Origin of the sequence: Faunimonas pinastri, from assembly GCF_900110915.1 — a bacterium.
GTDB classification, from domain to species: domain Bacteria; phylum Pseudomonadota; class Alphaproteobacteria; order Rhizobiales; family Afifellaceae; genus Faunimonas; species Faunimonas pinastri.
Genome location: NZ_FOFG01000001.1, coordinates 451,267 through 472,034 on the forward strand (window position 1 = coordinate 451,267; position 20,768 = coordinate 472,034).

General features: G+C 67.8%; 21 protein-coding genes. 19 read left to right on the plus strand and 2 right to left on the minus strand.

Going from position 1 to position 20,768, the window contains the following annotated elements; genetic code table 11:
- Positions 1 to 162 precede the first annotated feature (162 nt).
- The 8 genes from BMY25_RS02085 (at position 163) to BMY25_RS02120 (ending at position 6,758) form a co-directional block, all read left to right on the plus strand.
- Entirely contained in the window at positions 163 to 675 is a 513-nt protein-coding gene (locus BMY25_RS02085) for a superoxide dismutase family protein (RefSeq protein WP_092494913.1), read from the plus strand.
- 128 nt (positions 676 to 803) lie between these two features.
- Positions 804 to 1,682, plus strand: a complete 879-nt coding sequence (locus tag BMY25_RS02090; RefSeq protein ID WP_092494914.1) for a metal ABC transporter solute-binding protein, Zn/Mn family — start codon at positions 804 to 806, stop codon at positions 1,680 to 1,682.
- Positions 1,679 to 2,569 (plus strand): metal ABC transporter ATP-binding protein, encoded by an 891-nt coding sequence (locus tag BMY25_RS02095; protein ID WP_092494915.1) that lies wholly within the window; start codon positions 1,679 to 1,681, stop codon positions 2,567 to 2,569. Before BMY25_RS02090 ends, BMY25_RS02095 begins: the two co-directional genes overlap by 4 nt.
- On the plus strand, positions 2,562 to 3,437 hold the full coding sequence (locus tag BMY25_RS02100) for a metal ABC transporter permease (RefSeq protein WP_092494916.1): 876 nt from the start codon (positions 2,562 to 2,564) through the stop codon (positions 3,435 to 3,437). Before BMY25_RS02095 ends, BMY25_RS02100 begins: the two co-directional genes overlap by 8 nt.
- Positions 3,438 to 3,560: 123 nt before the next feature.
- A complete protein-coding gene (locus BMY25_RS02105) occupies positions 3,561 to 4,217 on the plus strand; it encodes a DUF1007 family protein (protein ID WP_177176656.1) in 657 nt (218 codons plus the stop codon).
- Positions 4,218 to 4,285: 68 nt separating this feature from the next.
- Entirely contained in the window at positions 4,286 to 5,356 is a 1,071-nt protein-coding gene (locus tag BMY25_RS02110; protein ID WP_238858100.1) for a nickel/cobalt transporter, read from the plus strand.
- 67 nt (positions 5,357 to 5,423) lie between these two features.
- Positions 5,424 to 5,813, plus strand: coding sequence for a Fur family transcriptional regulator (locus tag BMY25_RS02115; RefSeq protein ID WP_238858101.1), 390 nt, complete (start codon positions 5,424 to 5,426; stop codon positions 5,811 to 5,813).
- A gap of 129 nt (positions 5,814 to 5,942) precedes the next feature.
- Complete coding sequence (locus tag BMY25_RS02120; protein ID WP_238858102.1) at positions 5,943 to 6,758, plus strand: polysaccharide deacetylase family protein; 816 nt, start codon at positions 5,943 to 5,945, stop codon at positions 6,756 to 6,758.
- Between the two features lie 4 nt (positions 6,759 to 6,762).
- Here the strand turns inward: BMY25_RS02120 and BMY25_RS20345 are convergent, their stop codons facing one another.
- Positions 6,763 to 6,978, minus strand: a complete 216-nt coding sequence (locus BMY25_RS20345; protein ID WP_143061855.1) for a hypothetical protein — start codon at positions 6,976 to 6,978, stop codon at positions 6,763 to 6,765.
- Here BMY25_RS20345 and hpnK point away from each other — a divergent pair.
- From hpnK to BMY25_RS02175, 11 genes are all read left to right on the plus strand, one after another.
- Positions 6,904 to 7,782 (plus strand): hopanoid biosynthesis-associated protein HpnK, encoded by an 879-nt coding sequence (hpnK, locus tag BMY25_RS02125; RefSeq protein ID WP_092494918.1) that lies wholly within the window; start codon positions 6,904 to 6,906, stop codon positions 7,780 to 7,782. The two genes, BMY25_RS20345 and hpnK, sit on opposite strands and share 75 nt — an antisense overlap.
- Positions 7,779 to 8,768, plus strand: a complete 990-nt coding sequence (locus BMY25_RS02130; RefSeq protein WP_092494919.1) for a lysylphosphatidylglycerol synthase domain-containing protein — start codon at positions 7,779 to 7,781, stop codon at positions 8,766 to 8,768. Before hpnK ends, BMY25_RS02130 begins: the two co-directional genes overlap by 4 nt.
- Positions 8,769 to 8,841: 73 nt before the next feature.
- Positions 8,842 to 9,771, plus strand: coding sequence for a polyprenyl synthetase family protein (locus BMY25_RS02135; protein ID WP_177176657.1), 930 nt, complete (start codon positions 8,842 to 8,844; stop codon positions 9,769 to 9,771).
- 127 nt (positions 9,772 to 9,898) lie between these two features.
- Positions 9,899 to 11,812 carry a 1-deoxy-D-xylulose-5-phosphate synthase gene (gene dxs, locus BMY25_RS02140; RefSeq protein ID WP_092494921.1) on the plus strand — a complete coding sequence of 638 codons (1,914 nt, stop codon included), beginning with the start codon at positions 9,899 to 9,901 and terminating at the stop codon, positions 11,810 to 11,812.
- A 7-nt stretch (positions 11,813 to 11,819) separates the two neighbouring features.
- Positions 11,820 to 12,833: a hopanoid-associated sugar epimerase gene (gene hpnA, locus BMY25_RS02145; RefSeq protein ID WP_092494922.1), complete on the plus strand. Its 1,014-nt coding sequence runs from the start codon at positions 11,820 to 11,822 to the stop codon at positions 12,831 to 12,833.
- Positions 12,830 to 14,029, plus strand: a complete 1,200-nt coding sequence (locus tag BMY25_RS02150; protein WP_092494923.1) for a glycosyltransferase — start codon at positions 12,830 to 12,832, stop codon at positions 14,027 to 14,029. Before hpnA ends, BMY25_RS02150 begins: the two co-directional genes overlap by 4 nt.
- A complete protein-coding gene (hpnC, locus tag BMY25_RS02155) occupies positions 14,026 to 14,895 on the plus strand; it encodes a squalene synthase HpnC (protein ID WP_092494924.1) in 870 nt (289 codons plus the stop codon). Before BMY25_RS02150 ends, hpnC begins: the two co-directional genes overlap by 4 nt.
- Positions 14,895 to 15,734 (plus strand): presqualene diphosphate synthase HpnD, encoded by an 840-nt coding sequence (gene hpnD / locus BMY25_RS02160; RefSeq protein WP_092494925.1) that lies wholly within the window; start codon positions 14,895 to 14,897, stop codon positions 15,732 to 15,734. Before hpnC ends, hpnD begins: the two co-directional genes overlap by 1 nt.
- Before the next feature lie 11 nt (positions 15,735 to 15,745).
- Positions 15,746 to 17,008, plus strand: coding sequence for a hydroxysqualene dehydroxylase HpnE (hpnE, locus tag BMY25_RS02165; protein ID WP_238858103.1), 1,263 nt, complete (start codon positions 15,746 to 15,748; stop codon positions 17,006 to 17,008).
- Between the two features lie 4 nt (positions 17,009 to 17,012).
- On the plus strand, positions 17,013 to 18,989 hold the full coding sequence (shc, locus tag BMY25_RS02170) for a squalene--hopene cyclase (protein WP_092494926.1): 1,977 nt from the start codon (positions 17,013 to 17,015) through the stop codon (positions 18,987 to 18,989).
- The gene (locus tag BMY25_RS02175) at positions 18,989 to 19,672 is read left to right on the plus strand and encodes a phosphorylase family protein (RefSeq protein ID WP_092494927.1); all 684 of its coding nucleotides are present in this window, start codon (positions 18,989 to 18,991) and stop codon (positions 19,670 to 19,672) included. The genes shc and BMY25_RS02175 overlap by 1 nt, the downstream gene beginning before the upstream one ends.
- Here the strand turns inward: BMY25_RS02175 and hpnH are convergent.
- The gene (hpnH, locus tag BMY25_RS02180) at positions 19,610 to 20,764 is read right to left on the minus strand and encodes an adenosyl-hopene transferase HpnH (RefSeq protein WP_092494928.1); all 1,155 of its coding nucleotides are present in this window, start codon (positions 20,762 to 20,764) and stop codon (positions 19,610 to 19,612) included. The two genes, BMY25_RS02175 and hpnH, sit on opposite strands and share 63 nt — an antisense overlap.
- Between the last annotated feature and the right edge of the window lie 4 nt (positions 20,765 to 20,768).

Genomic DNA, 20,768 nt, shown 5'->3' on the forward strand with positions numbered 1-20,768 from the left:
GGGAAGCCGCCACGGGATGGAAGTCTCGCCGCGCTGGTGTGCAGGGGAACCCGTTCATGCCCTTTGCTTTACCTGCAAAAGTGGTCGCTTGATGGTCATGCCGCCATCGGAATGGTAGAAGGCCATCGATCGGGTCACGCAAACGCTGAAAGAGGGACGTGCATGAAGAAACTCCTGCTCGCAGGTTTCGCCGCCGCCGGTCTCCTGGCGCCAGCCTGCGCCTCGGCCAAGGACACCGCCAGCGCGGCCATCCGCGGGCTGCACGGCGAGGACTACGGCACGGTCACGCTGACGGACACGACCGGGGGCGTCCTCCTGAAGATGGAGCTCAAGGGTCTGCCGGCAGGCGCGCACGGCGTTCACATTCACGCGACCGGCAAGTGCGACGCGCCCTTCTCCTCCGCCGGCGCCATCTACAACCCGGACAACGCCTCGCACGGCTTCATGTCTGAGGATGGACCGGAAGCGGGCGACCTGCCGAATATCCATGTCCCGGAAAGCGGCGCGCTGACCGTGGAAAGCCTCGCCCCGACGGTGTCGCTGGACGAGGACGAGGACGGCACGCTGTTCGACGATGACGGATCGGCCATCGTGATCACCGCCGATGCCGACGATTACAGCTCCGACCCGGACGGCAAGTCCGGCGCGCGCATCGCCTGCGGGATCATCAAATAGCGGACCCGCATGTGCCGGGTTGCATTGTTATAACATAACGGGTACGTCGCTGGTCTCGGAGATCGGGCGCGTCTGCAGCCGCAGGGGAGCTCGCCTCCGCCAAGGAACCGAGTGAGCCAGAGGTCCCGATGAAGCGAATTCTCACCCTTGCCTGCGCCGTGCCGCTGCTGGCCTGTTTCACCGGCCTGGCGATGGCCAAGCCCCTGCAGGTCGTGGCGGCCGAAAGCGTCTATGGCGACATCGCCCGGCAGGTCGGCGGCTCGGACGTGGAGGTGACAAGCATCCTGAGCAATCCGGATCAGGATCCACATCTCTTCGAGACGAGCCCCTCCACCGCGCGTGCGCTGAGCGGCGCCGACGTCGTGGTCTATAACGGCGCGGATTACGATCCCTGGATGGACAAGCTGGTGGCCGCGAACAAGGGCAGGAGCGGCCGGGCGATGCTGATCGTGGCCGACCTTTCCGGCCACAAGACCGGCGACAATCCGCATCTCTGGTACGAAGTCGATGCCGTGCGCAAGACGGCGGCGGCGCTGGCCGATGCCTTCGTCAGGCTCGATCCCTCGCACGAGGCGGCGTTCCGCAAGCGGGCCGAGGAATTCGACGGCGCGGTGGAAGCGCTGGATTCGCGGATCGGCACGATGAAGGCCCGTTTCGCCGGAGTACCGGTGACCGCGACGGAGCCCGTCTTCGGCTACATGGCCGAAGAGCTTGGACTTGAGATGCGCAACGCCCGTTTCCAGATGTCGGTGATGAACGAGACCGAGCCGAGCGCCTCCGATCTCGCGGCCTTCCAGGACGATCTGAAGGGCAGGAAGGTCCGGGCGCTGATCTACAACGATCAGGTTTCCGACCAGATGACCTCCTCGCTTCTCGATCTTGCCAAAACGTCGGGGATCCCCGTCGTGGGCGTCACGGAGACCGAGCCGTCGGGTCTCTCCTACCAGAACTGGATGGCGGGGCGGCTTGATGCGCTGGAGCAGGCCCTGAAAGCGAACCCGCAATGACCGAAGCCGTTGTGCTCGACAGGCTCGGCCTGCAACTCGGTGGCCGGGCGATCCTGCGGGATGTGAGCCTTGCCATCGGGCGCGGCGAGTTCGTCGGCGTGCTCGGCTCCAACGGGGCGGGCAAGACGACGCTGATGCGGGCCCTGCTGGGGCTCGTTCGGCCTTCCGCCGGCTCGATCCGCATCCTGGGCCGGCCGGCGGAACGGGGCAACATCGCCATCGGCTACATGCCGCAGATCCGCGCCACGCTGGGCGCCGTGCGGGTCAGCGGCTGGGACTTCGTCGCCAGCGCCGCCCGGGGCGAGCGCTGGGGACTACCGCTGCTGGGCGCCGAGGCACGTCGGCAGGTCGACGGCGTGCTGGACATGGTCGGCGCGCGCGATCTCGCCCGCCGGCCGCTCAACGAACTCTCCGGCGGCGAGCGCCAGCGCCTGCTCATGGCGCAGGCGCTGCTCGGCAGGCCGGAGATCCTGCTCCTGGACGAACCGCTGGCGAGCCTCGACATCAACCATCAGCATGCCGTGGTGTCGCTGGTGAAGGAACTGCAGCGCGACCACGGCCTGACCGTGCTTTTCACCGCGCACGAGATCAACCCGCTGATCGGCGTCATCGACCGCGTGCTTTATCTCGGCGGCGGCGACGCGGCGCTGGGCGGCGTGGACGAGGTGATCACCGGGCCGACGCTGTCCCGCCTCTATGGCGCGCCGATCGACGTGGTGCGCGTGGACGGCCGGATCTTCGTGATGGCGGGTGCGCACAGCCTCGAGCGCGACTGCCATGGCCACGATCATGGGCATGGCCACGATCTTGGTGGCGGTCGCGGCCATGGTCCCTACGTGCGGGCCCAGGCGGCGGGGCCGCGCGGGGAGGGGCGCTCCCATGTTTGAATACGACTTCATGCTGCGCGCCTTCGCGGCAAGCGCGATCGTCGCCGTGGTCGTCGGCGTCGTCGGCTATTTCCTCGTGCTGCGCGGCCAGACCTTTGCCGGCCATGCGCTGTCGCATGTGGGTTTTGCCGGCGCGACGGGCGCGGTGCTCGTTGGCGTCTCGCCGCTTGCCGGGCTGGTCGGCTTCACGCTGATCGCCGGGATCGGCATGGGCCTCATGGGCGAGCGGCTTTCCGGCCGGGACGTGGCGGTCGGCATGATCCTGGCGCTGTCGCTGGGCTTCGGCCTCCTGTTCCTGCATTTCTACACGGCCTATGCGACGCAGGCGACGTCGCTGCTCTTCGGCAATATCCTCGCGGTTTCCGCCTCCACGCTCTGGGCGCTTTCCGGTCTCGGCCTGCTCTGCCTCGCCGCGCTCGCGGTCCTCGCCCGGCCGTTGCTGTTCGCGACCCTGCAGCCGGAACTGGCGGAAGCGCGCGGCGTGTCGCTGCGGCTGGTCGGCACGCTCTTCCTGGCGGTGACCGCGCTGGCCGTCGCCGCGAGTTCCGAGATCGTCGGCATCCTGCTGGTCTTTACCCTGCTGGTCGGACCGGCCGCCGCCGCCAACCAGATGACGACGCGGCTGCCGCTTGCCGTTCTCCTCTCCGTCGTCTTCGCGCTGGCGGAAGCCTGGGGCGGCATCACGCTGGCCTTTTACACGGACTGGCCGACGAGCTTCTGGATCACCGCTCTCGCCGGTTTGATCTATCTCGCCGCCTCGCTGTTCCGCGTGGTCTGGCTGAGGCGGAACCCGGCGCAGGTGCCGGCCACCCCTTTCACGGCGACCGATGCGGCTCCGGCGCTCGATCCCGGCGACGCGTTGCCGTGACCTCGGACGGCATGAAGACGGTCCTTCGCCATCTTCATGCCCTCGTCGTCGACAATGCCCGATGAAGCGACGGCGCCCGAATCCTCGACGGCAGGACGTGGCCAGGACAGGAGCAGCAACGGGATGCGATATTGGCCTCACGCTCTCGCGGCGCTCGTCGGGCTTTCGGCGCTGGGGGGAACGGCCGAAGCCCATCCGCACGTCCTCACCGACGTGCAGGAGGTCGTCGTCTTCGACAAGCAGGGCCAGGTGACGGGGCTGAAAAGCATCTGGCGCTTCGACGACGCCTTCTCCGCCTATGCGGTTCAGGGCTATGACGACAAGGGGAAGTACACCAGGGCTTCGTTGCAGCCGCTGGCGCAGATCAACGTCGATTCCCTCGCCGACTTCAAATATTTCACCTCGCTGAAGATCGGTGACCAGCAGATCCCGATGGCGAAGAAGGCCACGGATTACTGGCTCGCCTATGAGAACGGCGTGCTGACGCTGCATTTCACGCTGGCGACCTCACGGCCGGTGCCGGCCAGGGGCAGGACCTTCGAGTTCGATATCTACGATCCCGATTATTTCGTCGCCTACAGCTTCATGACCGACCGGCCGCCGGTGCTTCTGGCCGATGCGCCGGGGGAATGCTCCATCAAGGTGAACCAGCCGGACGCGCTGGACGCGCAAACGGCGATCCTGCTGGCGCAGATCCCGGCTTCGCAGCGAAGCGTGCCGGATTCGCTGAAGATGATCACGTCCAAGCTCAATAACGGCTTCCGGGTGACCTGCCCATGAGCCGCGCGTTGAATGGAGGGGCAGGCCGGTCGGACCAAAAGAAGCGCGGGGAGAGTGCCGCCGGACGCATGCTCCGCCGCTATCCCGCGCTCTCCCTGTTTCTCGCGCTGATCGCCGGGATCGCTCTGCTTTCCCTCTCGCTGAGCGGCAGCGCCCATGCGGCACAGGCCGTTTCGCCGTTCGGCGTCGGCCTGCCCGACGGCGGCGGCGGGGGAGGCTGGTTCCCGGGCATCTTCGCCTATATCGCCTCGCGGCAGGCGATCTTCTATCGCCAGCTCACTGCCAGCATCCGCTCGCTGAAGGAAAGCGGGCACGCCTTCTGGTTCCTGGCGGGGTTGTCATTCCTCTACGGGGTCTTCCATGCCGCCGGGCCCGGCCATGGCAAGGCCGTGATTTCTTCCTACCTGCTGGCGAACCGGCAGACGGTGCGAAACGGCATCGTCCTCTCCTTTATCGCCTCCTTCGTGCAGGCGCTGGCGGCAGTCGTGCTGGTTGTCGTCGCGGCCCTGATGCTGCGGATGACGAGTTACGGCATGACGCGGGCGGCCTACCATTTCGAGGTGGGTTCGTATGTGCTGGTCGTCCTGCTCGGGTTCTGGCTGGTCTGGAGCCGGGTGCTGCGGCCGATGTTCTCCGGTGCCGGTCATTCGCACGGGGAACTGGCCTCCGCGTCGGTCGGAAGCGAGCATCACCACGATAATCACGCGAATGGTCATCCCCACGAACACCGTCATCAAGGGTATTCTCACGGGGCGGATTGCGGCTGCGGACACTCTCATATCCCCGCGCCGGAACTGGTCGCCGGCTCGCTGGACCTGAAGCGCGCCTGGACGGCCATCGCGTCGGTCGGGATGCGCCCCTGCACGGGGGCGGTGATCGTGCTGGTCTTCTCCCTGTCGCAGGGATTGTTCGCGGCCGGCATCGCTTCCGCGTTGATCATGGGGATCGGCACCGGCCTGACGGTGGCGACGCTGGCGACGCTGACCGTTGGCGCGCGCGGGCTGGCGCTGCGGCTTGCGGGACGGGAATCGACGCTCGGCCACCGCATTCATCGCGCGGTCGAGATCGGCGGCGCCGTCGTGGTGCTGCTCTTCGGGCTGACGCTGCTCACCGCCACGCTCGGCTGGGGCGGTGCATGAAGGCGGGCTTTCGCGCCGGCTTTCGCCCGGGCCGAAGCTGCCCTATATCTCCTTCATGGATGCGGACGTGAAACTGACCCGAAACCAGGACGTGATCCTGGGCGTGCTTCGCCATGCGCGGAAGCCGCTCAGCGCCTATCAGATCCTGGAACAGACGGTCGCCTCCGGCATCAAGGCCCCGCCCCAGATCTACCGGGCGCTGGAAAAACTGATCGAGCACCGCCTCGTCCACCGGATCGAAAGCCTCAACGCCTATCTCGTCTGCGACCATGCCGGGCACATGCACGATGTCGCCTTCGCCATCTGCGACAGCTGCGGCGGCGTGGAGGAAATCCCGCTGCAGACAATGGAGCCCGCGCTCAAGGGGTCCATGGCCGAGCACGGCTTTTCCGTCCGGGAGGCGCATGTTGAACTCCGGGGCGACTGCGGCACCTGTCACGCCACGCATCGGCATTAGGGCAGGGCTGGGTGGCCGGGGTGCGGCCGGGCGCGCGGCACGTCGCTCCCATGCGACATGCTTGCCGATGGACGAAGCGCTGTTCCCGGATCATAGACCGGGCCGCCAACATGTGAGGCGGAGCCGATCTTGCTGCTTTCCTTTTCCCGCTCGACCACGCTGGTCGCGGCCGCGTTCCTGAGTTTCCTTTCCGGCGGGGCCGCCCTTGCCGGGCAGCGCCTCGTGCAGCCGACGCTGGAGATCAGCGACGTGCCGCCCGGCAAGCGCGAAGTGGCGATCACGCTCGATGCCTGCAGCGGCGAGTTCGACAGCCGTATCGCTTCCGCGCTGATAGACGGCCACGTGCCCGCGACGATCTTCGTCACCGGCCGCTGGCTCCGCCGCAACGGCGAGGCGCTGGCGCTGCTTCTCGCCCACCGCGACCTTTTCCAGATCGAGGACCACGGACAGGAGCACCTGCCGGCGGTGACCGGCAACGAGCCCATCTATGGGGTCGCGCCCGCCGGCGATCTTCCCGCGATCCGGCGGGAGGTGCAGGACGGGGCGCAATCCGTGCTGACGGCCACCGGCGCCGCGCCCCATTGGTATCGCGATGCCACCGCGCTCTACAGCCCCGAGGCTCTGCCCGCGATCAAGGCGATGGGCTTTTCCGTCGCGGGCTTCTCGCTGAACGCCGATCAGGGCGCATCGCTCCCGGCCCGCACCGTGGAAGGCCGGATCGCGGCGGCAAAGAGCGGCGACGTGATCATCGCCCATGTGAACCAGCCGCACCGGGCGAGCGGCCAGGGCGTGGCCGACGGTATCCGGGCCTTGCAGAAGCAGGGCGTGACCTTCGTGCGCCTCGATCAGGTCCAGACCCGGTCGAAGGAGCGCATCACGGTGCTGCATCCGCCCCGGGTGGCGAGCCGCCACCTTTCGGGTCAGCCGAAGCATCGCACGCTCTGATCGGTCACAAATCTGTTGAAGCGGGCGTACCGGGCCGGGTGGGGTAGGCGCGACGGCGCTGCTCGGCTATGTCCAGCCGACCGGTACGGCCGGGCCGATCGGCAAGCGGGCCGGACGGCGGGTCAAGCAATCGGGGAGTGCGGTTCTGAAAGTCCTGATCGTCACGGCCGATGATTTCGGAGTTTCCGAGCCCGTCAACGAGGCTGTGGAGATCGCTCATCGCCGCGGCATCCTCACCGCCGCCAGCCTGATGGTGGGCGCCCCGGCCTTTGCCGACGCGGTGGAGCGCGCCCGCGCCATGCCCGGGCTCGGCGTCGGCCTTCACCTGACCCTGGTGGATGGTGCGCCGGTGCTGCCGCCTCGCGACATCCCCGACCTCGTCGGCTCCGACGGACGCTTCTCCACCGATCCCGTGAAGATGGGCGTCGGGCTCTTCTTCCGCGCCGCCATGAAGAGACAGGCGGAAGCGGAGATCCGCGCGCAGTTCGAGCGCTTCCGCCAGACCGGTCTGTCGCTCGACCACGTCAACGCCCACCAGCATTTCCACATGCATCCGACCGTGCGGGATCTCGTGCTCAGGATCGGCCGGGACTACGGCATGCGGGCGCTCCGCATTCCCGCCGAACCGTTTCGCGTATCGTGGCGGGCAGCCGGCGACCGCCCGTTCGGTCGTGCGCTGAACCGTGTTTTTCATGCCAATCGAAACCGGGCGATGCGGGGCAGGGCGGCGGGCGCCGGCATGCGCCTCAATGACCGCGTCTTCGGCTTCAACGACACCGGAGCCATGGTGGAAGCGCGCTGGCTGGCGCTGCTGCCCCGCCTGCCCGACGGAGTGACCGAGATCTATTGCCATCCCGCGACCCGGCGCTGGACAGGCGCCGATAACCTGCCGGGGCATTATCGCCCGGTCGAGGAATTCCAGGCGCTGGTGAGCGCGGAGGTGCGACGTGCCGTTGAGCTTTGCGGCGCCAGGCTTGCCCCCTTCGCGGCCCTTCCCTTCGGTCAGGCCGGAGTTGCCCGATGAAGCTCACGCTGGCGCTTCTGGCCGTGGCGGGCGCGGCGGCCATTGCCTTGCTGGTCGTTTATTTCGGGGCCGGCGCGGTGAAGCACGCCATCGCCACGGCCGGTTGGGCCAGCGTCTTCGCCGTCTGCGTCGCCCATATCCCGTCCTTCCTGCTTTGCGGGGCCGCCTGGCGCGTGCTGCTGGTCGGCCAGGCTTCACGGGGCTGGATCTGGATGAGCGGGCTCCGCTGGGCTCGCGAAAGCGCCGGCACGCTGTTGCCCGTCGTGCCCTTCAGCGCCGAACTCGTCGGCGGCCGCATGATGGTGCTGTCCGGCATCGGTGGCGGCACGGCGACGGCCTCGATGGTGGTCGATCTCACGATGGAAGCGCTGAGCCAGGCCGTCTTCACGATGGCCGGTGTGATCGCGATGCTGGCGCGCGGCCTCGATCCGCGCATCGCGCTGTGGACGGTCGGCGCGATGGTGATCATCGTCCCGGCGCTGGTCGGCTTCCTCATGGCGCAACGGGCCGGCATGTTCGGCTCGCTGGAGGGCATGGCGCGGAAGATGGCCGAGCGCTGGAACCGCCCGGAGCTTGCGGGTGAGGGACTGGAAGAGGCGATGAACGCCATCCACGCCCATCGCGGGCGCGTGGCGGCTGGCTTCGTCTTCCACCTCGTGGCGTGGTTCGAGGGCATGCTGGAGACGGGTCTCGTGCTCTGGCTGATGGGGCATCCGCTGTCGCTGGCCGATCTCCTGGTGCTGGAAAGCCTGACCACGGCGATCCGCAGCGTCGCCTTCTTCATTCCCGGCGCGCTCGGGGTGCAGGAGGGGGCTTTCCTGGCGATCGGCGCGCTGGTCGGGCTTCCCGCCGAGGCCGCGCTGGCGCTGGCGCTGATCAAGCGGGCGCGCGAAATCATTCTCGGCGTGCCCGGGCTCCTGCTCTGGCAGTGGCAGGAAGGCCGGAGTTCCGCCCGCCTCTGGGCCTTCGGACGTCGATCCCCGTGAATATCCCGTCCTGAAGCAGGAAACAGCAGTTCCGGCCGTTGCGGCGATGGGACGTCATCTGGATAATCGAGCGATGCAAGCTGAATTCAAAGATCGTCTGAAAGGAAATGCCGAGGCCGTCGAGGGCGTGCTCGACGCGCTGCTCGCCCCGGAGCGGCTGCCCGGCGAGATCGCCCGGCCCGAGCGCCTGATGGCGGCGATGCAACACGCGACGCTGGCCGGCGGCAAGCGGCTGCGTCCGTTCCTCGTGATCGAGACGGCGCGGCTCTTCGGCACCGAAGGCGAGGGCGTTCTGCGAGCCGGCGCGGCCCTCGAATGCGTCCATTGCTACAGCCTTGTCCATGACGACCTGCCGGCCATGGACGACGACGATCTGCGTCGGGGCAAGCCCACGGTGCACAAGGCGTTCGACGAAGCCACCGCCATCCTCGTCGGCGACGCTCTGCTGACGCTGGCCTTCGACGTCCTGGGCGAGGAAGCAACGGCGGCCTCGGCCGAGACGCGGATCGCACTGGTCACCTCGCTCGCCCGCGCATCGGGGATCGGTGGCATGGTCGGCGGCCAGCTGCTCGATCTCTCGGCGGAAGGACGCTTCACCGCCGAAGGCCACCCGCTGGCACTCGACGAGAGCGACATCCTCCGCCTGCAGGCGATGAAAACCGGTGCGCTTCTCTCCGCCGCGGTGGAGATGGGCGCGATCCTCGGCGATGCCGACGGAGACGAGCGGCGCGCGCTTGCCGCCTATGGGCGGGCGCTTGGGCAGGCTTTCCAGATCGCCGACGACATCCTCGATGCCGAGGGCGACGCGGCGACGATGGGCAAGGCCGTCGGCAAGGACATGGCCAAGGGCAAGGGCACGCTGGTGCAGCTCTGGGGACTCGATGTCGCACGCGGCCGGCTGGGCGATCTCGTGGCGCAGGCGGAGGCAGCGCTCGAAATGTTTGGCGAACGCGCCGGAATCCTGCGGGCAGCCGCGCGTTTCGTGGCGGAACGGCAGAGCTGACCGGGCGTTCATCGCCATTCGAGCTGCGATTCCTTCGCTCCCGCCACGATCCGTTGGCGCCATTTTTTCGCTTCCCTCGTCCCGGCAACGGTGCAAGATCGAGGGGGCTCAACAGTGCGAGAAGCTTTTGACGGTTTCTACTCCCCTGCTGGACCGGATCGGCGATCCGGCCGACCTGCGCAAGCTTTCGGAAGGTTCGCTGCGGCGGGTCGCGGACGAGTTGCGGGCCGAGACGATCGACGCGGTTTCCGTGACCGGCGGGCATCTCGGGGCGGGCCTTGGCGTTGTGGAGCTGACGGTTGCCCTGCACTACGTTTTCAACACGCCAGACGATCGTCTGGTCTGGGATGTCGGCCATCAGGCCTATCCGCACAAGATCCTCACCGGTCGGCGTGATCGTATCCGCACGCTGCGGCAGGGCGGCGGCCTTTCCGGCTTCACCAAGCGCACGGAAAGCGATTACGACCCGTTCGGCGCGGCGCATTCCTCCACGTCCATCTCGGCCGGTCTCGGCATGGCGGTCGGCAGCGAGTTGAAAGGCGAGCGGCGCAATGTCATAGCCGTCATCGGCGACGGCTCGATTTCCGCCGGCATGGCCTATGAGGCGATGAACAATGCGGGCGCCACCGATACGCGCCTGATCGTCATCCTCAACGACAACGACATGTCGATCGCCCCGCCGGTCGGCGCCATGTCGGCCTATCTGGCGCGGCTGATCTCCGGCAACACCTATAACGAGCTTCGCGGGGCCGCGAAGAGCGTCGCCCGCCGCCTGCCGAACTTCCTTTACGAGGGCGCGGCCCGGGCGGAGGAATTCGCCCGCGGCCTCCTGACGGGCGGCACGCTCTTCGAGGAACTCGGCTTCAACTATATCGGCCCGATCGACGGCCATAACCTCGACCACCTGCTCCCCGTGCTGCGCAACGTGCGCGACATGGAGGAGGGCCCGGTGCTGATCCATGTTGTCACGCAGAAGGGCAAGGGCTACGGCCCGGCGGAAGAGGCGGCCGACAAGTATCACGGCGTCAGCAGCTTCGAGGTGATCACCGGCGTTCAGGCCAAGCCGAAGGCCAATGCGCCCAGCTATACCAAGGTGTTCGCCGAAAGCCTGATCAAGGAAGCGCGCGAGGACGACCGCATCGTGGCCATCACCGCCGCGATGCCCGGCGGCACCGGGGTGGATCTCTTCGGCGAGGAATTTCCGACGCGCACCTTCGATGTCGGCATCGCGGAGCAGCATGCCGTCACCTTCGCGGCAGGCCTCGCCACCGAGGGGCTGAAGCCCTTCATCGCGATCTATTCCACCTTCCTGCAACGCGCCTACGACCAGGTCGTGCACGACGTGGCGCTGCAGAACCTGCCGGTCCGCTTCGCGCTGGACCGCGCCGGCCTCGTCGGCGCCGACGGGCCGACCCATGCCGGTTCCTTCGACCTCGCGTTTCTCGGCGCGCTGCCGAACATGGTGCTGATGTCGCCGTCCGACGAGGCGGAACTCGTGCACATGGTGACGACCGCAGCGGCCTATGACGAAGGTCCGATCGCCTTCCGCTTCCCGCGCGGCGAGGGCGTCGGCATCGACATGCCCGCGCGCGGCTCGGTGCTGGAGATCGGTCGCGGGCGGATCATCAAGGAGGGAACGCGCGTGGCGCTGCTGTCCTACGGCACCCGGCTCGGCGAGGCCCTCAAGGCGGCGGAAAACCTGGAAGCCGCCGGCCTTTCCACCACGGTCGCCGACGCGCGCTTCGCCAAGCCGCTCGACCGTGAACTCGTCGCCCGGCTGGCGCGCGAGCACGAGGTGCTGCTGACGATCGAGGAAGGCAGCATCGGCGGCTTCGGCACGCAGGTGCTGCATGCGCTTTCCGACATGGCCCTGCTCGACGGCGGGTTGAAAATGCGCTCCATGATCCTGCCTGACAGCTACATCGAGCACGACAAGCCCGAGCGCATGTACATGGAAGCGCAACTCGACGCCGCCGCGATCGCCGGCAAGGTCTTCCAGATCCTGGCGCTCGACACGGCGCACCTGCCGGTGCGCGCCTGATCCGCTCATGAGGCAAACCTCCGAATTCGGCCCGGGCCGGGTTCTGGTCACCGGGGCTAGCGGGTTCGTCGGCTCCGCCATCGCACGGCTGTTTCACGCGGAGGGTTTCGCCGTCCGCGTGCTGGTCCGCGCATCGAGCCCGCGCACCAATATCGAGCCGGACTTCGAGGTCGCGACCGGCGATCTCCTCGACCGCGCGTCGCTGGCGACCGCGATGCGCGACGTACGCTACGTCATCCATGCGGCGGCGGATTACCGGCTGTGGACGCGCCATCCCGAAGAGATGGTCCGTACCAATCTGGAGGGCACCGCCCACGTCATGGAAGAGGCGTTGCGGGCGGGCGTCGAGCGGATCGTCTATACCAGCAGCGTCGCTGTGCTGAAGCTCGACCCCGGCGGCAAGCCCGCCGATGAAGGCCGCTTGCTCGGGGCGAACGAGGCGGTCGGCGCGTACAAGCAGAGCAAGGTGCTGGCCGAGGCCCGCGTGCGCGAGATGGTCGAGCGGCAGGGGCTGCCGGCAGTGATCGTCAACCCGTCGACGCCCATCGGCCCGCGAGACGTGAAGCCGACGCCCACCGGCCGTATCATCGTCGAGGCCGCATCCGGGCGCATGCCGGGCTATGTCGATACCGGGCTGAACCTCGTCCATGTCGACGACGTGGCGGCCGGTCATCTTGCGGCTCTCCGGCACGGGCGCGTGGGAGAGCGCTATATTCTCGGCGGCGAGAACGTCCTGCTCTCCACCATGCTGGCCGATATCGCCGGTCTTGTCGGTCGCAAGCCGCCGCGCATCGAGTTTCCCCGCCAGGCGATTTACCCGATCGCGCTGGTGGCGGAGGGCATCGCCCAGATCACCGGGAAAGAGCCTTTCGTGACCCGCGACGGGCTGAAGATGGCGCGCTACCGCATGTTCTTCGACGACGCCAAGGCGCGGCGCGAACTGGGCTACGCGTCGCGACCCTACCGGGAAGGTCTCGCCGACGCGCTTGGCTGGTTCCGTCAGGCGGGAATGCTGAAATGATCGCGCTCGGCCTCTCGCTCCTGTCGCTGGCGATCTGGATCTATCTGCTCGTGGGACGTGGCTTCTTCTGGCTGGCCCGGGAGCGCGACGACGATTTGCCGGCGCGCGCCGATCTCGCGAACTGGCCGAAAGTGACGGCGATCGTCCCGGCCCGTGACGAGGCGGAGGTGGTGGCGGAGAGCGTCGGCTCGCTCCTGTCGCAGGATTATCCCGGCGCGTTCTCGGTGCTGCTCGTCGATGACCAGAGCTCCGACGGCACGGCGGCAATCGCGCGAGAGGCAGCTGCGGCGCTGGGCCGGCCGGACCGGCTGACTGTGCTCTCCGGCAGCAATCTGCGCGGCGGCTGGACGGGCAAGCTCTGGGCGATGCGGCAGGGGCTGTCGCATATCGACGCGGAAACCGAGTCGTCCGGCTTCGTGCTCTTCACCGATGCCGATATCGCCTACGAGGCCGATGTGGTGACGCGGCTCGTCTCCGGCGCGCTGGCCCGCAACGCCGTGCTCGTCTCGCTGATGGCCAAGCTGCGCTGCCAGAGCTTTGCCGAGCGCATGACGGTGCCGGCCTTCATCTTCTTCTTCCAGATGCTGTATCCGTTCGGTCTCGTGAACCGGCCGGCCAGCAAGGTCGCGGGCGCGGCCGGCGGCTGTATGCTGGTGAAGCGTGAGGCGCTGCACGCCGCCGGCGGCCTGGAAGCGATCCGCGGCGCGCTGATCGACGATTGCAGCATGGGCGCGCTTCTGAAACGTCAGGGTCCCGTCTGGCTCGGCCTGACGCATCGCGTGACGAGCCTCCGGCCTTATCCCGATTTCGGCGATATCCGCCGCATGGTGAACCGATCGGCCTATGCGCAACTCGGCTATTCGCCGCTGAACCTCGCCGGCACGGTCGTCGGCATGATGCTGACCTATCTGGCCCCGCCGCTTTTCGCCCTTTTCGGGCATGGCTGGGCGCAGGCGGCGGGTCTCGCGGCCTGGCTCCTGATGGCGATCGCCTTTGCGCCGACCCTCCGCTTCTATCGCGCCTCGCTCGCCTGGGGGCTGGCGTTGCCGGTCATCTCCGCGCTTTATACGGCCTATACTCTGGATTCGGCCTGGCAGCACTGGCGCGGGCGCGGTGGCGCATGGAAGGGCCGCTTTCAGGCCTCGCACGCAGGGGCCGGAACGGGACACGGGGCAGGGGAGGCGTCCGAAACATGATCACGGCAAGCGAGGCGCGCTCCGGGAAGTCCGACCGCGACGAGAATTTTCCGGTCGCCAGGCTGATCGGTCCGAAGCACCGGGAAGCCGTGCTCGCCTTCTACCATTTCGTTCGCGCCGCCGACGACGTGGCCGATCATCCGACGCTGAGCCCGGCCGAGAAGCTCGCGTTGCTGGACGGTCTGGAAGGCGCGCTCACCGGAGCGGGACCGAGGGACCCGGAGGCAGAGCCGCTTCGCAACGTGCTGGTCCAGTACGGACTGCCCCCGCGCCATGCGCTCGATCTCCTTGCCGCCTTCCGGCTCGACGTGGAAAAGCCGCGCACTGCCGACTGGGGCGAGCTGATGCATTATTGCTCGCTCTCAGCCATGCCGGTCGGCCGCTACGTGCTCGACATCCATGGCGAGAGCCGCGACACCTGGGCCGCGTCGGATCCGCTTTGCGCGGCGCTGCAGGTGATCAATCATCTGCAGGATTGCGGCGAGGACTACCGGGATCTCGACCGTGTCTACCTGCCCGAGGACGTCCTCGCCGCGCATGGAGCTTCCGTCACGGATCTCGGCGCGGCCAAGGCCGGTCCGGCGCTGCGGGCGGCGCTCCGCGATCTCGCTGGCCGCACCGGCGACCTGCTTCGCCAAAGCGCCGTCTTCCCCGGGCAGGTCCGCGATTTCCGTCTCTCCATGAATGTCGCGGCGATCCAGAAGCTCGCCGAAAACCTGAACGAAGGGCTGAAGAGCCGCGATCCGCTGGCCGATGTCGTGCATCACGACAAGATGCGGTTTGCCCTGATCGCCGGGGTCGGCATGGCGGGCGCCCTCGGTCGCAGGCTGTTCCGGCGCAGCCACAGCCGGGCGAGGGCCGCGTGATGAGCATGACGGCGGAAGCACCGGCAAGCGCGCCGGTCGTCGCGAGCGGCAGCTCGTTCTACACCGCGATGCGCATCCTGCCGCGCGCCCAGCGCGAAGCCATGTATGCGGTCTACGGCTTCTGCCGCGTGGTGGACGACGTTGCCGACAGCGACGGGCCGCGTCCGCCACGCCTTGCCGAACTGGAAGCGTGGCGGGGCGACCTCGACCGTTTTTATCGCAACGGAGCCACGACCGCCCGCACGGCAACGCTCGCCGACGCTGTGCGCACCTTCCGTCTGCGGCAGGAGGACTTTCTCGCCGTGATCGACGGCATGGAGATGGACGTGCTGGAGGACCAGCAGGCGCCGGACTGGGCGACGCTGAACCTGTATTGCGACCGCGTGGCGTCCGCCGTCGGGCGGCTGTCCGTCCGCGTCTTCGGGATGGAGGAGGGAGCCGGGATCGCGCTTTCCCATCATCTCGGCCTCGCTTTGCAACTCACCAACATTCTGCGCGACGTGGACGAGGATGCGGCGATGCGGCGGCTCTATCTGCCGCGCGAGGCGTTGCGCCGCGCCGGCATCGAGGCGACCGCACCGGACGAGGTGCTCGCACATCCCGGGCTGGCGAAAGCCTGCGATGAGGTGGCCGCCGAAGCGCGGCGGCATTTCACCGAGGCCGAACTCATCATGCGCAATGCACCTCGCAAGGCCGTGCGCGCGCCCCGCCTGATGGCTACGGCCTATCGCTCGGTCCTGGACCGCGTCGTGGCGCGCGGCTTCGCGGCACCGCGCGAACGCGTCGGCGTCGACAAGGTGCGGCTGATCCTGTCGGCCCTGCGTCACGGCATCCTGTGAGGGGACCGGGCGTGGTGAAGAAGGCGGCAACGGTCCATGTGATCGGCGCGGGTCTCGCGGGGCTGAGCGCCGCCGTCGCTCTTGCCGATGCCGGGCGGCGCGTGGTGCTGCACGAGGCGGCCCGCTTCGCCGGCGGCCGCTGCCGCTCCTACCACGATCCGGCGCTCGGCACGGTGATCGACAATGGCAACCACCTGCTGCTCTCCGGCAACCACGCGGCGCTGGCCTTTCTCGATCGCATCGGCGGACGGGGCGCGCTGAGCCGGCCGCTTGCCGCCGAGTTTCCCTTCGCCGATCTGGCGAGCGGCGAGCGCTGGACGCTGCGCCCCAACGACGGACGCCTGCCCTGGTGGGTTCTGCTCGCGAACCGTCGCGTGCCGGGCACGCGGGTGAAGGACTATCTGGCGCCGCTGGGCGTTCTGCGCGCGAGAAGCGGCACGATCGGCGAGGCGATGGATTGCTCCGGCCCCCTCTGGGACCGGCTCTGGCGGCCGCTGCTCCTCTCCGCCCTGAACACGGAGCCGAGCGAGGCATCGGCCCCGATGGCCGCCGCGCTTCTGAAGGAAACGCTGGGCGCGGGGGGAAAAGCGTGCCGTCCGCTGGTTGCCACCGGTCACCTTGGCGCGGCCTTTGTCGATCCCGCGCTGGTGGCGCTTCGGGCAAAGGGAGCCGAGATCCGCTTCGGCGCGCGGCTGCGTGGACTGGAGACGGATGGCGAGCACGTCCGTGCCCTCGCCTTCGGTGACGGCGCGGAAGAACTCGGGGCAGGGGACGCGGCCGTGCTGGCCGTTCCCGCCTGGGTCGCCGCCGAACTGCTGCCGGGGCTTACCGTCCCCGACCGGCACCACGCGATCGTCAACGCGCATTTCCTCGTGCCCCCGCCCGCGGGGTTTCCGACGATCCTCGGCGTCGTCAACGGTCTGACCGAATGGCTCTTCGCCTATCCCGACAGGCTCTCCGTCACGATCAGCGGTGCCGACCGGCTGCTGGACGTGCCGCGCGAGGAGCTGGGCGCGAGGATCTGGCGCGAGGTGGCGACGCTGACCGGCCTTCCCGGCGAGCTCCCCCCCTGGCAGGTGGTGCGCGAAAGGCGCGCGACCTTCGCCGCCACGCCCGAGCAGGAAGCGCGCCGCCCTGCGGCACAGACGCGTCATCGCAATCTTGTGCTTGCCGGCGATTGGACGGCAACCGGCCTCCCCGCTACAATCGAAGGCTCGATCCGGTCGGGAAACACGGCCGCAAACCTCCTTGTGAAGAACTCCCGCGCACACTGATTTCATGCTGAAGACCGAATTTCCGTCCGCCCGCCCGCAGCCCCACTCCGCGGTTCCGCCGTCGCTCGACGAAGTCGAGCGCCGCGTCGCGACGGCAACCCGTTCGTTGCTGGATGAGCGACGCGACGAGGACCACTGGTGCTTCGAGCTGGAGGCCGATGCGACGATCCCGGCGGAGTACGTGCTGCTCCGCCATCATCTGGGCGAGGAGCCTTCGCCTCACGAGGAGAAGATCGGCCGCTATCTTCGCCGCATCCAGGGCGAGCATGGGGGCTGGCCGCTCTATCACGGCGGTGCGCTCGACATCAGCGCGACGGTGAAAGCCTATTTCGCGCTGAAGATGATCGGCGATCCCGTGGACGCGCCGCATATGGTCCGCGCGCGCGAGGAGGTGCTGAAGCGGGGAGGGGCGGCCAACGCCAACGTCTTCACCCGCTTTCTGCTGGCGCTCTATGGCGACCTGTTGTGGAACGCGCTGCCGACCATGCCGGTGGAGCTGATCCTGCTGCCGCGCTGGTTTCCGATCCATCTTTCCAAGATGTCCTACTGGGCGCGAACCGTGATCGTGCCGATGCTGGTGCTGCAGGCCCTGAAACCGCGCGCCCGGAATGCTCGCAACGTCCATGTTCCCGAGCTCTTTCTGTCGGGCCCGTCGCCGGTCCAGCACCGCGCCGGCCACCAGAAGCGTCTCTGGGCGGCCGGTTTCCACGGTATCGACAAGGTTCTCAAGGCCGCCGATCCGATCTGGCCGAAGTCGGGACGGCGGAAGGCGATCGAAAAGGCCGTCGCGTTCGTGACGGAGCGGTTGAACGGCGAGGACGGGCTGGGCGCGATCTATCCTGCCATGGCCAACGCCGTGATGATGTACGACATCCTCGGCTATCCCGAGGATCACCCCGACCGCGCCATCGCGCGGCAGTCGGTGGAAAAGCTGCTCGTCGTCGGCGAGGACGAGGTCTATTGCCAGCCCTGCCTGTCGCCGATCTGGGACACCGCTCTTGCCTCCCACGCGCTGCTGGAGACGGGCGATCCGGAAGCGGAAGCGCAGGCTTTCCGCAGCCTTGAATGGCTGCGCCAGCGCCAGGTGCTCGATGTCAAAGGTGACTGGGCGGAGGAGCGGCCGGACGTCCGGCCCGGCGGCTGGGCCTTCCAGTACAACAACGCCCATTATCCCGATCTCGACGATACCGCCGTCGTGGTCATGGCGATGGACCGGGCCAGGGCGAAGCTTGCCGACGGTGCCGCATACGATAAGGCGATCGCGCGCGGGCGGGAATGGACGGTCGGCCTGCAAAGCCGCAATGGCGGCTGGGGCGCCTTCGACGCCGACAACTCCTATCACTATCTCAACAACATTCCCTTCGCCGATCACGGTGCGCTGCTCGATCCGCCGACCGTGGACGTGTCCGCCCGTTGCGTGAGCATGCTGGCGCAGTTGGGCGATACCGACAGCCCGCAGATGAAGGCGGCGCTGAAATATCTCGAAGACGATCAGGAGGCCGACGGCAGCTGGTTCGGCCGCTGGGGCGTCAACTACATCTACGGCACCTGGTCTGCGCTCTGCGCGCTGAACGCGGCCGGCATCCACCCGCAAGCGCCGATGATGCGCCGTGCGGTGGACTGGCTGGTCTCCATCCAGAACGCGGATGGCGGCTGGGGCGAAAGCTGCGACAGCTACAGCCTCGACTACAAGGGCTACGAGCCCGCGCCGAGCACCGCCTCGCAGACAGCCTGGGCGCTGATCGGCCTGATGGCGGCGGGCGAGGTGGATCACCCGGCGGTGGCGCGCGGCATAGCCTATCTGGCGCAAACGCAGGCCGATGACGGACTGTGGCCGCAGGAGCATTATACCGGCGGCGGCTTCCCGCGCGTCTTCTATCTCCGCTATCACGGCTATCCCAAGTTCTTCCCCCTCTGGGCCATGGCCCGATATCGCAACCTCAAGCAGAGCAACAGCCACGCTGTCGCCTACGGCATGTGATGGCGCGGCTGCTGGTCCTTACCGGCATGCGGGCGGAGGCGAAGATCGTCGCCGGCCCGCAAGTGACGGTCTTGTGCAGCGGCGGCAATGTGGAAAGGCTGCGGGCTGATCTATTCGCATTGAAGCAGCCCGTGGATGCGGTGCTGAGCTTCGGGCTCGCGGGGGCGCTCGATCCCGAACTTCGGCCAGGCGATCTGCTGGTCGGCACCGTGGTGCTGGGCCGCAAATGGCTCGCCGCCGACGAGGGCTGGACGCGGGGGCTCATCGCGGGGCTGCGGACGCGGGGGACCCGGGTGCAGGAAGCCGTGGTCGCGGGATCGGACGAGGCGATCCTGACGGTGGTGGGCAAGGACCGGCTTCGGAACGCCACGGGCGCAACAGCGGTCGACATGGAATCCCACATCGCGGCGGACTATGCGGAGGCGAGGGGGCTGCCGTTCGCAGTGTTGCGGGCCGTCTCCGACGCGGCGGACCGCGCCTTGCCACCGCTCGCCGCAAAAGCACTCGGCCCGGACGGTCGCGTGGACCTCCGGGCCGTGATGGGAGAACTCAGGCGCGAGCCGCGCCAGCTTCTGCAGATGGTCGGAACGGCGCGGGATGCCCGCGCCGCCATGCTGTCCTTACGCCGCAGTCGCGCGCTTCTTGGACCGCTCGTCGGCTTCGGCGGCCCGCATCTCGGCTAGGTTCTGCTGGACGTTGCGGGAGAAGACGAATTCCGCCGGACGCTGGTTTTCCAGGGAAATTTCGGGAGCGGTCGGGCCGGTGGTCCTGATGCCGCGCAGCGCCACGGCAGCGGCCTTCCAGGGTTTGCGGACGGAATCCACGACGGCCGTCGCCTCATAGCCGCAATGGACCATGCAGTCGGCGCACTTCTCATAATTGCCGGTGCCGTAGGAATCCCAGTCGGTCTGCTCCATCAGTTCCTTGAAGGTCGCGACATAGCCTTCGCCGAGGAGGTAGCAGGGCTTCTGCCAGCCGAACACCGTGCGGGTCGGGTTGCCCCAGGGCGTGCAGTGATAGCTCTGGTTGCCGGCGAGGAAATCGAGGAACAGGCCGGACTGGTTGAAGGCCCAGCGCTTCCCCTTCTTGCCGCGCTCGAAGATGCCGCGGAAGAGTTCCTTGGTCGCGCTGCGGTTCAGGAAGTGCTGCTGGTCCGGCGCGCGCTCGTAGGCGTAGCCCGGCGACACGGTGATGCCGTCGACGCCCATCTCGGTGACGGTGTCGAAGAACTTCGCCACGCTTTCCGGATCGGCGTTGTTGAAGAAGGTGCAGTTGATGGTGACGCGGAAGCCCTTTTCCTTGGCGAGCTTCAGCGCGGCGACCGCGCGGTCGTAGACGCCCTGCTGAGACACCGACTTGTCGTGCATCTCCTGGTCGCCGTCGAGGTGGATCGACCAGGTGAAATAGGGGCTCGGCTTGTACTGGCCGATCTTCTTGGACAGAAGCAGCGCGTTGGTGCAGACGATCGCGAACTTCTTGCGGGCGATGATGCCCTCGACGATCTTCGGCAGATCCTTGTGGATCAGCGGTTCGCCGCCGGCGATGCTGACCACCGGGGCGCCGCACTCGTCCACCGCCTCCAGCGCGTCCTCGACCGAAAGCCGGCGATCGAGAATCGCGTCGGGATAATCGATCTTGCCGCAGCCCTGGCAGGCGAGGTTACACTTGAAGAGCGGCTCCAGCATCAGGACCAGCGGGTAGCGCTTGTTGCCCTTGAGGTGCTGGCGCAGAACGTAGCTGCCGATCATTGCGACCTGGCGAACTGGAATACCCATCGAC

What these genes read in the sequence shown, in the direction of transcription:
- BMY25_RS02110 (WP_238858100.1), top strand. Translation starts at nt 4,286, where the DNA reads ATGCTCCGCCGCTATCCCGCGCTCTCCCTGTTTCTCGCGCTGATCGCC.
- BMY25_RS20345 (WP_143061855.1), bottom strand. Translation starts at nt 6,978, where the DNA reads ATGAGCGATCTCCACAGCCTCGTTGACGGGCTCGGAAACTCCGAAATC.
- hpnA (WP_092494922.1), top strand. Translation starts at nt 11,820, where the DNA reads ATGAGGCAAACCTCCGAATTCGGCCCGGGCCGGGTTCTGGTCACCGGG.
- shc (WP_092494926.1), top strand. Translation starts at nt 17,013, where the DNA reads ATGCTGAAGACCGAATTTCCGTCCGCCCGCCCGCAGCCCCACTCCGCG.
- BMY25_RS02085 (WP_092494913.1), top strand. Translation starts at nt 163, where the DNA reads ATGAAGAAACTCCTGCTCGCAGGTTTCGCCGCCGCCGGTCTCCTGGCG.
- BMY25_RS02105 (WP_177176656.1), top strand. Translation starts at nt 3,561, where the DNA reads ATGCGATATTGGCCTCACGCTCTCGCGGCGCTCGTCGGGCTTTCGGCG.
- BMY25_RS02175 (WP_092494927.1), top strand. Translation starts at nt 18,989, where the DNA reads ATGGCGCGGCTGCTGGTCCTTACCGGCATGCGGGCGGAGGCGAAGATC.
- BMY25_RS02135 (WP_177176657.1), top strand. Translation starts at nt 8,842, where the DNA reads ATGCAAGCTGAATTCAAAGATCGTCTGAAAGGAAATGCCGAGGCCGTC.
- BMY25_RS02100 (WP_092494916.1), top strand. Translation starts at nt 2,562, where the DNA reads ATGTTTGAATACGACTTCATGCTGCGCGCCTTCGCGGCAAGCGCGATC.
- hpnD (WP_092494925.1), top strand. Translation starts at nt 14,895, where the DNA reads ATGAGCATGACGGCGGAAGCACCGGCAAGCGCGCCGGTCGTCGCGAGC.
- hpnH (WP_092494928.1), bottom strand. Translation starts at nt 20,764, where the DNA reads ATGGGTATTCCAGTTCGCCAGGTCGCAATGATCGGCAGCTACGTTCTG.
- BMY25_RS02150 (WP_092494923.1), top strand. Translation starts at nt 12,830, where the DNA reads ATGATCGCGCTCGGCCTCTCGCTCCTGTCGCTGGCGATCTGGATCTAT.
- hpnC (WP_092494924.1), top strand. Translation starts at nt 14,026, where the DNA reads ATGATCACGGCAAGCGAGGCGCGCTCCGGGAAGTCCGACCGCGACGAG.
- BMY25_RS02090 (WP_092494914.1), top strand. Translation starts at nt 804, where the DNA reads ATGAAGCGAATTCTCACCCTTGCCTGCGCCGTGCCGCTGCTGGCCTGT.
- BMY25_RS02130 (WP_092494919.1), top strand. Translation starts at nt 7,779, where the DNA reads ATGAAGCTCACGCTGGCGCTTCTGGCCGTGGCGGGCGCGGCGGCCATT.
- BMY25_RS02095 (WP_092494915.1), top strand. Translation starts at nt 1,679, where the DNA reads ATGACCGAAGCCGTTGTGCTCGACAGGCTCGGCCTGCAACTCGGTGGC.